11 protein-coding genes are annotated in these 12,697 nt (G+C 68.8%); 5 read left to right on the top strand and 6 right to left on the bottom strand.

Annotation, left to right across the window (positions count from 1 at the left end; all coding sequences use genetic code 11):
• Positions 1–120: 120 nt before the first annotated feature.
• On the top strand, positions 121–4,185 hold the full coding sequence (locus DDQ50_RS08920) for a multifunctional oxoglutarate decarboxylase/oxoglutarate dehydrogenase thiamine pyrophosphate-binding subunit/dihydrolipoyllysine-residue succinyltransferase subunit (RefSeq protein WP_240614318.1): 4,065 nt from the start codon (positions 121–123) through the stop codon (positions 4,183–4,185).
• A gap of 80 nt (positions 4,186–4,265) precedes the next feature.
• On the opposite strand, the gene DDQ50_RS08915 is transcribed toward DDQ50_RS08920, so the two are convergent.
• The 4 genes from DDQ50_RS08915 to DDQ50_RS08900 all read right to left on the bottom strand — a co-directional run bounded on the left by DDQ50_RS08915 (position 4,266) and on the right by DDQ50_RS08900 (position 6,433).
• Positions 4,266–4,937, bottom strand: a complete 672-nt coding sequence (locus DDQ50_RS08915; RefSeq protein WP_116756400.1) for an SGNH/GDSL hydrolase family protein — start codon at positions 4,935–4,937, stop codon at positions 4,266–4,268.
• A gap of 52 nt (positions 4,938–4,989) precedes the next feature.
• The gene (locus DDQ50_RS08910) at positions 4,990–5,232 is read right to left on the bottom strand and encodes a zf-HC2 domain-containing protein (RefSeq protein WP_116756399.1); all 243 of its coding nucleotides are present in this window, start codon (positions 5,230–5,232) and stop codon (positions 4,990–4,992) included.
• Positions 5,229–6,017 (bottom strand): sigma-70 family RNA polymerase sigma factor, encoded by a 789-nt coding sequence (locus tag DDQ50_RS08905; protein ID WP_165829758.1) that lies wholly within the window; start codon positions 6,015–6,017, stop codon positions 5,229–5,231. The genes DDQ50_RS08910 and DDQ50_RS08905 overlap by 4 nt, the downstream gene beginning before the upstream one ends.
• A 146-nt stretch (positions 6,018–6,163) precedes the next feature.
• Positions 6,164–6,433 carry a hypothetical protein gene (locus DDQ50_RS08900; protein ID WP_116756398.1) on the bottom strand — a complete coding sequence of 90 codons (270 nt, stop codon included), beginning with the start codon at positions 6,431–6,433 and terminating at the stop codon, positions 6,164–6,166.
• A gap of 76 nt (positions 6,434–6,509) precedes the next feature.
• Between DDQ50_RS08900 and aroA the strand changes: the two genes are divergently transcribed.
• The gene (gene aroA, locus DDQ50_RS08895) at positions 6,510–7,931 is read left to right on the top strand and encodes a 3-phosphoshikimate 1-carboxyvinyltransferase (RefSeq protein ID WP_116756397.1); all 1,422 of its coding nucleotides are present in this window, start codon (positions 6,510–6,512) and stop codon (positions 7,929–7,931) included.
• 13 nt (positions 7,932–7,944) lie between these two features.
• Complete coding sequence (gene rsgA / locus DDQ50_RS08890) at positions 7,945–9,030, top strand: ribosome small subunit-dependent GTPase A (RefSeq protein ID WP_116756396.1); 1,086 nt, start codon at positions 7,945–7,947, stop codon at positions 9,028–9,030.
• On the opposite strand, the gene DDQ50_RS08885 is transcribed toward rsgA, so the two are convergent.
• Positions 9,027–9,431 (bottom strand): DUF1622 domain-containing protein, encoded by a 405-nt coding sequence (locus DDQ50_RS08885; protein ID WP_116756395.1) that lies wholly within the window; start codon positions 9,429–9,431, stop codon positions 9,027–9,029. The genes rsgA and DDQ50_RS08885 overlap by 4 nt on opposite strands.
• Positions 9,432–9,503: 72 nt before the next feature.
• On the opposite strand from DDQ50_RS08885, the gene hisN reads away from it, so the two are divergent.
• Positions 9,504–10,301: a histidinol-phosphatase gene (gene hisN / locus DDQ50_RS08880; RefSeq protein WP_276308386.1), complete on the top strand. Its 798-nt coding sequence runs from the start codon at positions 9,504–9,506 to the stop codon at positions 10,299–10,301.
• A 9-nt stretch (positions 10,302–10,310) separates the two neighbouring features.
• Positions 10,311–11,192 carry a DMT family transporter gene (locus DDQ50_RS08875; protein WP_116756393.1) on the top strand — a complete coding sequence of 294 codons (882 nt, stop codon included), beginning with the start codon at positions 10,311–10,313 and terminating at the stop codon, positions 11,190–11,192.
• A 25-nt stretch (positions 11,193–11,217) separates the two neighbouring features.
• Here the strand turns inward: DDQ50_RS08875 and DDQ50_RS08870 are convergent, their stop codons facing one another.
• Positions 11,218–12,687: an MFS transporter gene (locus DDQ50_RS08870; RefSeq protein ID WP_116756392.1), complete on the bottom strand. Its 1,470-nt coding sequence runs from the start codon at positions 12,685–12,687 to the stop codon at positions 11,218–11,220.
• Positions 12,688–12,697 lie beyond the last annotated feature (10 nt).

The following is a 12,697-nucleotide window of genomic DNA, read 5'->3' as shown; positions in this document are numbered from 1 at the left end:
GTTCGACAACCCCGTGGGGCACCCTGGAACGGGCCACCGAGGTCCCGAACTGGGATAGGCTTAGTGCCCGTCTGATTCGCGAGCGAAGACGAGAGTGGGCGAGTTGCCGTGTCGAATCAAGTGACCGGAACCGAAGAGGGTGCAGCCGGTGAATTCGGGGCGAACGAATGGCTCGTAGACGAGCTGTACGAACGCTTCCTGGATGACAAGAACTCCGTCGACAAGTCGTGGTGGCCGGTCCTCGAGGCCTACCACCCCGTCGACACCGAGACGGGGGCGATCACGCTCCCCTCCGCGGCCGGCTTCGAGCCGAACCCGCCCGAGCCGGGCGAGCCGAACCCGGCGGAGCCCTCCGAGCCGAACCCGGCGACGCCCTCCGAGCCCAACCCGGCGACGCCCGACGAGCCGACCGCTCCGACACCGTCCGAGCCTAACCCGGCGGCCCCGACCGAGCCGTCCTACCCGAGCGCACCCGAGACGCCCGCTCCCGGCTACACGCCCGGTGCACCCTCGGCGCCATCAGCCCCGTCGGCTCCCGGTGCGCCCAGTGCTCCCGGCTTCTCCGCTCCGACGACGAGCGATGCCGCGACCGCCACGCCCGCGCAGACCTCGTCGGAGACTCCGGCCGCAGCCGCTCCCACCACCTCGGCGCCCAGCGCATCGGCACCGACCGACGCCCCGTCGGCCGCCTCCGCTCCTTCCGAGAAGGTCGCCGCCCGCACCACGTCCGTCGCACCCCGCCAGCAGCCGATCCCGGCCCAGGCGCCCGCCGCGTCCAAGAGCGGCCCGGCCACGCCCGTCGAGGACGACGCCGTATCGCCCCTCCGCGGAATGGCGAAAACCCTCGCCACGAACATGGATCAGAGCCTCTCGATCCCCACGGCGACCAGCGTTCGCACGATCCCCGCCAAGCTGATGATCGACAACCGGATCGTCATCAACAACCACCTCAAGCGGTCGCGCGGCGGCAAGATCTCGTTCACCCACCTCATCGGCTGGGCGCTCATCCAGGTGCTCAAGGAGTTCCCGAGCCAGAACGTCCACTACACCGAGGTCGACGGCAAGCCGTCGATCGTGCAGCCCGCGCACATCGGGCTCGGCATCGCGATCGACATCCCTAAGCCCGACGGCTCGCGCGCGCTGCTGGTCCCCAGCATCAACCGCGCCGACACCATGGACTTCGGCGAATTCGTGGCGGCCTACGAGGCGCTCGTGCGCAAGGCCCGCGCCAACAAGCTCGAGGCGTCCGACTTCCAGGGCACGACCCTGTCACTCACGAACCCCGGCGGCATCGGCACCGTGCACTCGGTCCCCCGCCTCATGAAGGGCCAGGGCGCGATCATCGGCGCCGGCGCGCTCGAGTACCCGGCCGAGTTCCAGGGGTCCAGCGAGAAGACGCTCGTCGACCTCGGAATCGGCAAGACCATCACGCTCACCTCGACCTACGACCACCGCGTCATCCAGGGCGCCGGTTCGGGCGAGTTCCTCAAGCGCGTGCACGAGCTACTCATCGGCCAGCGCGGCTTCTACGACGACATCTTCGCCGCGCTGCGCATCCCCTACGCGCCCATCCACTGGAACCCCGACATCAGCGTCGACCTCGCCGATGACGTCTCCAAGACGGCACGTGTGCACGAGCTCATCAACGCCTACCGGGTCCGCGGCCACCTCATGGCCGACATCGACCCGCTCGAATACCGCCAGCGCACCCACCCCGACCTCGAGATCGAGACGCACGGGCTCACTTTCTGGGACCTCGACCGCGAGTTCGTGGTCGCCGGCTTCGCCGACCGCCGCTCCGCCAAGCTGCGCGAGGTGCTCGGCGTCCTCCGCGACTCCTACTGCCGCACCGTCGGACTCGAGTACATGCACATCCAGGTGCCCGAGCAGCGGCAGTGGATCCAGGACAAGGTCGAGCGCCCCTACGAGAAGCCGCGGCACGACGAGCAGATGCGGATCCTCAGCAAGCTCAACGAGGCCGAGGCGTTCGAGACGTTCCTGCAGACGAAGTACGTGGGGCAGAAGCGGTTCAGCCTCGAGGGCAGCGAGTCGCTGATCTCCCTGCTCGACACCGTCATCCAGGAGGCCGCGGAGGACCAGCTCGCCGAGGTCGCCATCGGCATGGCGCATCGCGGCCGTCTCAACGTGCTCACCAACATCGCGGGCAAGACCTACGGTCAGATCTTCCGCGAGTTCGAGGGAACGCAGGACCCGCGCACCGTCCAGGGCTCCGGTGACGTGAAGTACCACCTCGGCACCGAGGGCACCTATGAGGGCGCCGGCGGAGCATCGATCCCCGTCTACCTCGCGGCCAACCCGTCGCACCTCGAAGCCGTCGACGGCGTGCTCGAGGGCATCGTGCGCGCTAAGCAGGACCGTTTCGCGCCCGGCACCTTCAACGTGCTGCCCGTCCTCATCCACGGCGACGCGGCGATGGCCGGTCAGGGTGTCGTCGTCGAGACCCTTCAGATGTCCCAGCTGCGTGCGTACCGCACCGGTGGGACGATCCACCTGGTCGTCAACAACCAGGTCGGCTTCACCACTCCGCCGAGCGAGAGCCGCAGCTCGATCTACTCGACCGACGTGGGCAAGACCATCCAGGCGCCCATCTTCCACGTCAACGGAGACGACCCCGAGGCCGTCGCCCGTGTCGCGCAGCTCGCCTACGAGTACCGCCAGGAGTTCCACCGGGACGTCATCATCGACCTCGTCTGCTACCGCCGCCGCGGTCACAACGAGGGCGACGACCCGTCGATGACCCAGCCGCTGATGTACAACCTCATCGAGGCCAAGCGCAGCGTCCGCAAGCTCTATACCGAGGCTCTCGTCGGCCGCGGGGACATCACGCAAGACGAGTACGACGAGGCGCACCGCGACTTCCAGGACCGCCTCGAGCGCGCGTTCGCTGAAACGCACGCCGCTCAGACCGCGTCGATGCCCATCATCGACACCACGGGCGGGTCCGACAGCGTCGCCGATATCGAGCTCCCCGAGTCCCAGCGCGGCACCGATGCCGAGGGCGAGCCCGAGAGCACCGCCGTCGCCGAATCCGTCATCACCGCGATCGGCGAGGCGCACGACAACCCGCCCGCCGGCTTCACCGTGCACCCGAAGCTGCAGGCGCTGCTCAAGAAGCGGCTCGAGATGAGCCGCAGCGGCAACATCGACTGGGGCTTCGGCGAACTCCTCGCCATCGGATCGCTGCTCGTCGAGGGCACGCCGGTCCGCCTCGCCGGACAGGACAGCCGTCGCGGCACCTTCGTGTCGCGGCACGCGGTCCTCCATGACCGGTTCAACGGCCAGGAGTGGCTGCCGCTGTCGAACCTCAGCGAGAACCAGGCCAAGTTCTGGATCTACGACTCGCTCCTCAGCGAGTACGCCGCCATGGGCTTCGAGTACGGCTACTCGGTCGAGCGCCCCGACGCGCTCGTGCTGTGGGAGGCGCAGTTCGGCGACTTCGCGAACGGCGCCCAGACGATCATCGACGAGTTCATCTCCTCCGCCGAGCAGAAGTGGGGACAGCGCTCGTCCGTCGTGCTGCTGCTCCCCCACGGCTACGAGGGTCAGGGCCCTGACCACTCGTCGGCCCGCATCGAGCGCTACCTGCAGATGTGCGCCGAGGACAACATGACCGTCGCCCAGCCGTCGACGCCCGCGTCGTACTTCCACCTGCTGCGCCGTCAGGCCTATGCCCGGCCCCGCCGCCCGCTCGTCGTCTTCACGCCGAAGTCGATGCTGCGCCTGCGCGGTGCCACCAGCGACATCGACGCCTTCACCCACGGTCGCTTCGAGCCGGTCATCGACGATGCGCGCATCTCCGACCGCGCCGCCGTGCGCCGTGTGGTGCTGCACTCCGGCAAGATCCACTACGACCTCGCCGCCGAGCTGGGCAAGCGCGATCAGAACCTCGACATCGCGCTCGTGCGCCTCGAGCAGTTCTACCCGCTGCCGACGGAGCAGCTCAACGCGGTGCTCGACAGCTACCCGAACGCCGAGCTGGTGTGGGCGCAGGACGAGCCCGAGAATCAGGGCGGCTGGCCGTTCATGTGCCTCGAGATGTCGAAGCACCTGCACGGACGCACTCTCCGCGTCGTGTCCCGTCCCGCAGCGGCCTCGCCCGCGGCAGGATCGGCGAAGCGTCACGCGAAGGAGCAGGCGGAGCTGGTCTCGCGCGCCCTCGCCTGATATTTCGGCCTCAGAGGCCTCCGCTTCGGAGCGCTCAGGGGGCGGCCCAAACGCCGCCCCCTGAGCAACGCGACAGTCGCCTACAACCCCAGCTCGTCGAGCGCCGCGTCCATCTGCTTCGTCATCGCGGCGTAGCCCTCGTCGTTGGGGTGGAGTCCGTCGGAGGCCATCCACTCGGGGTGCCCCTCGATCCAGTGCGATGCACCCGGAATGTAGTCGGCTCCGATGTCGGCGGCGGCGTCCTCGACCCACCCGCTGATGATGCCGAGCGATTCCGGGCGCTCGTCCGTGTACCAGAACGGTTCGACGACGATGAAGCGCGCGTCGGGGAGCGCGTCGTGCAGGCGCTGAAGGTCCTCATCGATCTGCGCGTGGATCTCGTCGGCTGCGAAGTCGTAGCTGAAGTTGTCGTTGAGGCCCATCGTCACGAAGACGATGTCGGGGTCCTGGTCGATGATGAGCGAGGGAAGGTCGCCGCTGCCGTCGCCGAAGGCCGAACGGTTGTTGATGAAGCCGAGCCCGTTGACGCTCGGGTTGTACTCGCGCCAGCCGCGCTCCTCGCTGATGACGGTCGACCAACGGAGGTCGGGATCGCTCGCACCCGTGCCGAGTGTGTAGGAGTCGCCGTAGAAGGCGACGACAGGGCCGTCGCCGGCCGCCACATCATCGGTGGGCGCCGCTGCCGGAGTCGAGCACGCCGCAAGAGCGGCGACCACGAACGAGGCGATCAGGAGAGCGACGGATCTTTTCACCGCAGTGCTTCGGAGCCGCAGGTCCGAGCGATCGCCCGGGAGCCAGCCGCGTTCAGTGGGTGATCTGGATCGCCCGGATGCGCTCCATGACGACGACGCGCAGCTCTTCGGGCGCGGTGTCGCGGCAGGCCCTCTTCACCGCTTCGGTGAGGACGAGGCCGACCTTGTGCTCGCCCGAGCAGTCGACGCAATTCTGCATGTGCTCACGGATGTCGGCGGCTTCATCGCCGCGCAGCTCGTTGTGCAGATACTCCTCGAGTTCGGCCTTGGCCTTATCGCAACCGCAATCGCTCATCGCTCCACTCCATCGCCAGAGTCGGTGTTGTCATCATTCTTCTTGGGAGAGCGACGTCGCGACGTCGCTCCGACGCTCAGGCCGCGTTCGGCGGCGTAATCGCTCAGCAGGTCGCGCAGCATGCGGCGACCGCGGTGCAGACGACTCATCACGGTGCCGACGGGGGTCTTCATGATGTCGGCGATCTCCTGGTAGGAGAAGCCCTCGACATCGGCGAAGTACACCGCCAGTCGGAAGTCCTCGGGGACGGCCTGGAGCGCGTCCTTCACCGCCGAGTCGGGCAGGTGGTCGATAGCCTCTGCCTCGGCCGAGCGTCCGACGCTCGACCCCGCCGTGGTCGATTGGGCGCCGCCCAGCTGCCAGTCCTCGAGGTCGTCGATGGTGTGCTGGTAGGGGTCGCGCTGCTTCTTGCGGTAGTTGTTGATGAACGTGTTCGTCAGGATGCGGTAGAGCCACGCCTTGAGGTTCGTGCCCTGCGTGAACCCCGCGAAGGCGGCGAACGCCTTGACGAAGGTCTCCTGAACGAGGTCCTGCGCATCGGCGGGGTTGCGCGTCATCCGCAGACCGGCGGCGTAGAGCTGGTCGATGAAAGGAAGCGCCTGCTCCTCGAAGAGGGCGCGCAGCTCGTCGGAGGTCGGGGTTGCCGTCTCCTCGATTGCTTCGACGATCGTCTCTTCGACCTCGGCTTCAGCGTCGGTCTCGTGCACGTCGACAGGGCGTTCCGGTGCGGTGCTCATCGCACCCCAGCGTACTCGCGAGGGCGGCGCATCGATCGTCAGCGTCATGAGCCCTCCTTCGTCCCGTGGATGTCCATCTCGGTGATGCCGTTCGCACGGCACAGGTAATGGAACCTGTCACGGGCGCGGCCTATTCCGAGGCCGGGGATACGAAACGTCGATTCACGCCCATGGGTTCCCACGAGAGCCCGGGATCAGCCGGACCGGCGCCGTGCTCCGACCCGCAGTCCTGCCCAGAACGCGAGTCCCATCAGGCCGATCACGAGGAGGACGGCACCGAGAATGCCGTTCCTCGACTCCAGCCCTCGAACCACCGGGGTGAAGGTGGTCTCCGACAGCGGCGCGTACGCCGTCCAGCCGAACGAGACGGGCTCGGTGGCCACGGCGATGAGGACCCCGGCACCCACGACGACCAGAACGATCGCGCAGATGAGGAGGACGCGACCAGGGAGTCTGCCTGTCATGGGGAGACTCTAGGACGAGACCGATCCCGAACCGCCCTCCTGAGCGGCACCGGCGCTCCGGGTACTCTGGGTGGCCATGGGAATTCTGGGAACACCCGGGCCGCAGTTCCGCCTGCCCGGCGACGATTTCGAGGTCCGCGGCTCGGGCGATGGGCCTGCTCCCGCGTGGCCCGCCCCGACGGCGACCGCACCCCTGCGGGCGCGGCTCACGCTGCCCGGCTCCAAGAGCCTCACCAACCGCGAGCTCGTCCTCTCCGCACTCGCGGTGAGCGAATCGGTGCTGCACGCCCCGCTCCACTCGCGGGACACGAGCCTCATGATCGATGCGCTTCGCGAGCTCGGGACCACGATCGAGGAGATCGACGGCACCGACCACGGCTACGGTCCCGACCTGAGGATCACACCCGCCGAGCTCGGAGGCGGGGTCTCCATCGACTGCGGTCTGGCCGGAACGCTGATGCGCTTCCTGCCGCCGCTCGCAGCCCTCGCGTTCGGTCCCGTCACCTTCGACGGCGACGCCGGCGCTCGACGCCGACCCATGCGCACCACCATCGAATCGCTCCGCTCGCTCGGGGTCGATGTGGTCGACGACCGCCGCGGGTCCCTCCCGTTCACCGTCCACGGCATGGGACGCGTCGAAGGCGGGGAGCTCGAGATCGACGCATCGGCGTCGAGCCAGTTCGTCTCCGGTCTGCTCCTCGCGGCGCCTCGCTTCGAGAAGGGGCTGACCCTGCGACACACGGGCGAGCGCCTCCCGAGCATGCCGCACATCGAGATGACGATCGCCGTCCTCGCCGAACGCGGTGTCACGGTCACCAGCCCCGAGACGGGAGTCTGGGTCGTGCCGCCCAGCACCATCGAGGGCCGCGAGCTCGACATCGAACCCGACCTCTCCAACGCGGCGCCGTTCCTGGCCGCCGCGGTCATCGCGGGCGGCACCGTCACCATCGACGGCTGGCCCTCCTCGACCACGCAGGTCGGTGACGACCTGCGATCGCTCCTCCCCCGGTTCGGTGCCGAGATCTCCTACGACCATGGCGCCCTCACCGTCGACGGGGGCCGCGGAGTCATCGGCGGCGCGACGTTCGACGGTGCCGACATCGACCTGTCAACCGGTGGCGAGCTCGCCCCCGCGATCGCCGCGATCGCCGCGTTCGGGTCCACCCCCAGCCGGATCACCGGTATCGGGCACCTCCGCGGACATGAGACGGACCGCCTCGCAGCCCTCGCGACCGAGCTGAACGAACTCGGCGGATCCGTCACCGAGCTGGACGACGGGCTCGCCATCGAGCCGCGCGCCCTCATCGCGCTCGGCAGTCGACCGTGGCAGAGCTATGACGACCACCGGATGGCGACCGCCGGGGCCATCGTCGGACTGGCCGTCCCGAATCTCGAGATCGACGACATCGCGACCACCGCGAAGACGCTCCCCCAGTTCCCCCAGCTCTGGCAGGGACTCAGTTCGCCGACCGACGTAACCGCAGCTTCGCACGCATGAACGACGCCATCGCATGAGCTGGCTGACCGACGACGAGGATGAGCCGTACGGCGACTACGACGAGTCGGCGGCGCGGGTCCGCCCCAATCCCAAGGGGAACCGTCCGCGGTCGAAGCAGCGCCCCGAGCATGAGGACGCGGTCCGCGGGCGGGTCCTCACCGTCGACCGAGGGCGCCTCACCGTCCTTCTCGACGAGAACACTCCCGAGGAACGGGAGATCACCGCGAAGCGTGCGCGCGAACTCGGCCGGACCGCCATCGTCACCGGCGATTTCGTTGACGTCGTCGGCGATCTCACCGGCGACGAGGGCACCCTGTCGCGGGTCGTCCGGATCGCGGAGCGCAGCACCCTCCTGCGGCGCAGCGCCGACGACAGCGACGAGGTCGAGCGGGTCGTCGTGGCCAACGCCGACCAGCTGATGATCGTCGTCGCGGCCGCCAACCCCGAACCGCGCACCGGGCTCGTCGACCGGTACCTGATCGCCGCGTTCGATGCCGGCATCGAACCCATCCTCGTCGTGACCAAGACCGACCTCGCCGACCCCACCGAATTCCTCGGCGAGTTCTCCGTCCTCGACATCGACGTGGTCAAGGTGGACCGCGACGAGGTCCCGTTCGAGGCGCTCTACGAGCGGCTCATCGGGCACACCACGGTGGCCGTCGGGCATTCGGGAGTGGGCAAGTCGACCCTCGTGAACGCACTGGTTCCCGGGGCGCTCCGGGCCGTCGGTGTCGTCAACGAGCACACCGGTCGCGGGCGTCACACCTCGTCCTCGACGATCTCGCTGCGCGTCCGTGACGGCCAGGGCGGCTCGGGCTGGATCATCGACACCCCCGGGGTCCGTTCATTCGGCCTCGGGCACGTCGATCCGGCGAGCGTCATGCAGTCCTTCGCCCGCCGCGCGATCACCGACGGGCCGCCCGAGGGTGAGGTGCCGCTCGCCGAGGCGCACGACTGGGAGATCGTCGACCGAGTCCGCGACGGCGAGCTCGGCGAGGTCGGACGGCGTCGACTCGACTCGCTTCAGCGCATCCTGACCACGCTCGACCCGAAGGCCGAGCGCGATTGGGAGAAGCAGACCGAGCCGACCGCCGACTAAGCGGTCTTCGCCGGCCCGGCGGAGTCCGCAGGCGCGTCCGCCGCGGCAGGATCGGCGTCGGGATCCGGCTGCTTCTGCCACGGCCAGCGCCCGGTGATCTCGAGTTCGAGCGAGAAGCTCAGGAACGTCCGGATCACGACGATCAGGCCCAGAACCCCCACGCTCTCGAGCGTCGGAGTGACGGCGACCGTCCGGATGATGTCGGCGGCGACGAGCAGTTCGAGCCCGAGCAGGATCGACCTGCCGAGGAACCGCCGGAACGGGCCGTAGACGCCGCGTTTGCGCTGCACGATGCGACCCACCGCGAAGAACGCGGCAAGCAGCGCGCCGATCACGATCGCTGCGACACCCGCCGCATCGATGACTCGACCGACGTTCTCCATCACTTCATGAAAGTCCACGCGGTCAGTATCGCGGTCCGGCTCCCCCGCGCGCGCCCGCGCGCCGTGGCGGCGCTTCGATACTGTGGACGGGTGACCCAGCCGACGCCCGATCAGCTCGCCGAAGACCTCCGATTCGCTCGCGATCTGGCCGACATGGCGCACGTGGTGTCTCTCGCACGGTTCCGCGCCCTCGACCTGACCATCGAGACGAAGCCCGACCGCACCCCTGTCACCGACGCCGACCGGGCGGTCGAGAACGCGTTGCGCGCCGCCCTCCGCGAGGAGCGACCTGACGACACCGTGTACGGCGAGGAGTTCGGCGGCGAGCTGCAGTCGGGGCGGCAGTGGATCATCGACCCGATCGACGGCACCGCGAACTTCCTGCGCGGGGTTCCGGTGTGGGGAACCCTCATCGCCCTGGCCGTCGATGGAGATCCGGTCGTCGGCGTCGTCAGTGCCCCTGCGCTCGGTCTCCGCTGGTGGGCCGCCCGCGGTCAGGGGGCCTGGGTGGTCGAACAGGGCTCCGCGCCGCGCCGCATCTCCGTCTCCGGCGTGCGCGACCTGACCGACGCATCGCTGAGCTACAACGACCTGCAGTACTGGCGCAAGGCCGGGCGCACCGACCAGCTGCTCGCTCTCGCCGACACGGTCTGGCGCACTCGCGCGTACGGCGATTTCTGGGCATACATGATGGTCGCGGAGGGCACGATCGACCTCGTCGGCGAATTCGGTCCCGCGGTCTACGACCTGGCCGCGCTCGCTCCGATCATCGAGGAGGCGGGCGGTCGAATCACCTCCATCTCGGGGGTGCGGGACTTCTCCGCCGGCGATGCCCTCGCCAGCAACGGGCTGCTGCACGACGCCGCGGTCGCTGCCGTCGCTCCCTGACCCGGGGCCGTGACGGGGATCCTGCTCGCCCTCATCGCGAGCGTCGCCTACGGCTCGTCCGATTTCTTCGGGGCTGTGGCGGCTCGACGTAGAGGCAGCATCACTGCGACCGCTGTCATCTACTGCTCGGCGACCGTTGTCGCCGTGAGTGCGCTCCTCTTCCTTCCCTGGTCGATGAGCCCCGGCACGGTGGTGGCGGGTGTGCTGGCCGGCCTATTCGGAATCGCGGGGTTCGTCACCTTCTACGGGTCGCTCGCCATCGGCCCGATGAGCGTGCTCTCACCGTCGATCGCGCTCATCAACACGCTCGTCCCCATCGTCGCGGCAGTCGTCCTCGGCGACTCGCTCAATCTGCAGGGGTGGGTGGGGGTGGCCGCCGCCGTCATCGCGGGTCTGCTGGTCGCCGCCGAGCCGCGGAACGGACAGCGGGTGCTGCCGCGCGGCCTTCTTCTCGCCGTCGCATCCGGTCTTCTGCTCGGCGGTTCCATCGTCTCGCTCGACGCGGCACCCGAGGGCTCCGGTGCACTTCCCGCCTCGCTCGACACGCTCGTCGGACTGATCGTGATCGGCCCTGTCGCCCTCGTCCTGCGGGGCGGGCACTCACCGGCCTGGCTGAAGCGAATGGATGCGGCCGAATCATCGGAGACCCTCGGGAGCCGAGCCTTTTCCGGTCTCACCCTGGCGGCGGGCGTCCTGTTGGGTGCGAGCAACGTGCTCATCGTGCTCGCGCTCCAGAGCGGACAGCTCGCGGTCGTCTCCGTGCTCGTGAATCTCTACCCGGTCGTCACGGTCGTGCTCGCCGCCCTGGTGCTGCGCGAGAGACTGGCGCCCACCCAGATCGCCGGCGTCGCTCTGGCGATCGTCGCGGCTGGACTGCTCAGCCTCGCCTGAACTGCTCCGTGCTGCCGAACCGAGGTCAGGCGTCCTGCTTCGCTGATCCCTTGGCCCGCTGACGGAGGTCGAAGAATCCGAGCAGCAGGGCGATGACGATGAGGCCGAGCGCGACCAGCGAGCCGCTCCGGAACGCGTCGTGGTAGACCGTGATCTTGTCCGTCGCCGAGCCTTCCGCGTAGATCGTCGCGAAGAAGGTCGATGACACCGCCGCCACACCGACCGCAGTGCCCACGCGCTGACCGACCTGCGCCATCGATCCGGCGACACCGCCGTCGGTGATGGGGATCTCGGCCAGGGTGAGGGTCTGGTTGGGCGAGATCACGAACCCGCCGCCGAGGCCCGCGACCGCCAGTGCAGCGGACATCAGCCATGGCGAGAGTTCGGGCGGCGGAAGGGTCGCCGCGAGGATGGACAGGGCGAAGCCGACGATCACCACGGCGAGGCCGACGACGACGAGCGATCGGCCGCGGGTCTCGACGAGCCGGCCGCCGATCCAGGCCGTCACCGCGGAGGCGAGGGCGAAGGGGATGGTGACCATTCCGGCGAACACCGGCGCGAGTTCGAGGCCCTGCTGCAGGTAGAGGGTCGTGAGCAGGAAGGTTCCGGGAATCGCCGCGAAGTAGACCGTCGCGATGAGGAGCCCGTTGCGGTAGGAGCTCAGGCGGAACAGGGCGAATCGGACGACCGGAGTCTTGCCGCGTGCGGTGTACGAGCGCTCCCACAGGATGAACCCGGTCGCGAAGACGGCCGTGCCGACGAGGAAGAACCAGCGGCGCGGATCGTCCTCGGGACCGCCGGTTGTGAGGAGGAACGGCAGCATCAGGGTGAGGACGACCACGCCCAGGAGCAGGATGCCGACCGGGTCGAGGTCGGTCGACTTCGATTTCACCTGCTTCCTGGGCAGCAGGCGGGCGGCGAAGTAGAGGAGCGCGATGCCGAGGGGCACGTTCATCCAGAACAGCAGGCGCCAGCCGTCCTGATCTCCGCCGACCGCGATGAGGAGCCCGCCGATGGTGGGGCCGAAGGCCGTCGAGAGGCCGATGATGGCGCCGAACAGCCCGAATGCGCGACCGCGTTCCGCGCCTTGGAACAGCTGTTGGATGAGCCCCAAAACCTGGGGCATCTGGATTCCGGCCGCGACTCCCTGGAGGAAGCGGCCGACGATGAGGAGAGGAGCTGTTGGGGCGAGGGCGCACAGCAGGCTGGTGATCGTGAAGGCGCTGAGGCCGACGAGGAACAGGGTGCGACGGGAGTGGATGTCGCCCAGCCGCCCGGCGGGGACGAGGGTCAGTCCGAACGCGAGGGCGTAGCCGGCGACGATGGTCTGAAGCTCGGTGGGGCCCGCATTGAGGGAGTTCTCGATCGACGGGAGTCCGACGTTGACCTTCGAGAGGTCGAGGATGGTCAGAGCTGCGACGGCGACGCTGACACCGAATGCCTGCCAGCGGACTCGGTCGGAGAGTTTCGCGCTGTCAGGGGGCTCGGCCGTCATTCCTCCGACG

It is taken from the genome of Amnibacterium flavum, assembly GCF_003097495.1.
GTDB classification, from domain to species: Bacteria; Actinomycetota; Actinomycetes; order Actinomycetales; family Microbacteriaceae; genus Naasia; species Naasia flava.
Note: the sequence above shows the minus strand (reverse complement) of the source record. Positions and strands in the feature narration are given on the sequence as shown.

Excerpts from the sequence above, each read along its gene's own strand:
- DDQ50_RS08910 (WP_116756399.1), bottom strand. The coding sequence starts at position 5,232 with ATGAGCGATTGCGGTTGCGATAAGGCCAAGGCCGAACTCGAGGAGTAT.
- DDQ50_RS08905 (WP_165829758.1), bottom strand. The coding sequence starts at position 6,017 with ATGACGCTGACGATCGATGCGCCGCCCTCGCGAGTACGCTGGGGTGCG.
- DDQ50_RS08900 (WP_116756398.1), bottom strand. The coding sequence starts at position 6,433 with ATGACAGGCAGACTCCCTGGTCGCGTCCTCCTCATCTGCGCGATCGTT.
- aroA (WP_116756397.1), top strand. The coding sequence starts at position 6,510 with ATGGGAATTCTGGGAACACCCGGGCCGCAGTTCCGCCTGCCCGGCGAC.
- rsgA (WP_116756396.1), top strand. The coding sequence starts at position 7,945 with ATGAGCTGGCTGACCGACGACGAGGATGAGCCGTACGGCGACTACGAC.
- DDQ50_RS08870 (WP_116756392.1), bottom strand. The coding sequence starts at position 12,687 with ATGACGGCCGAGCCCCCTGACAGCGCGAAACTCTCCGACCGAGTCCGC.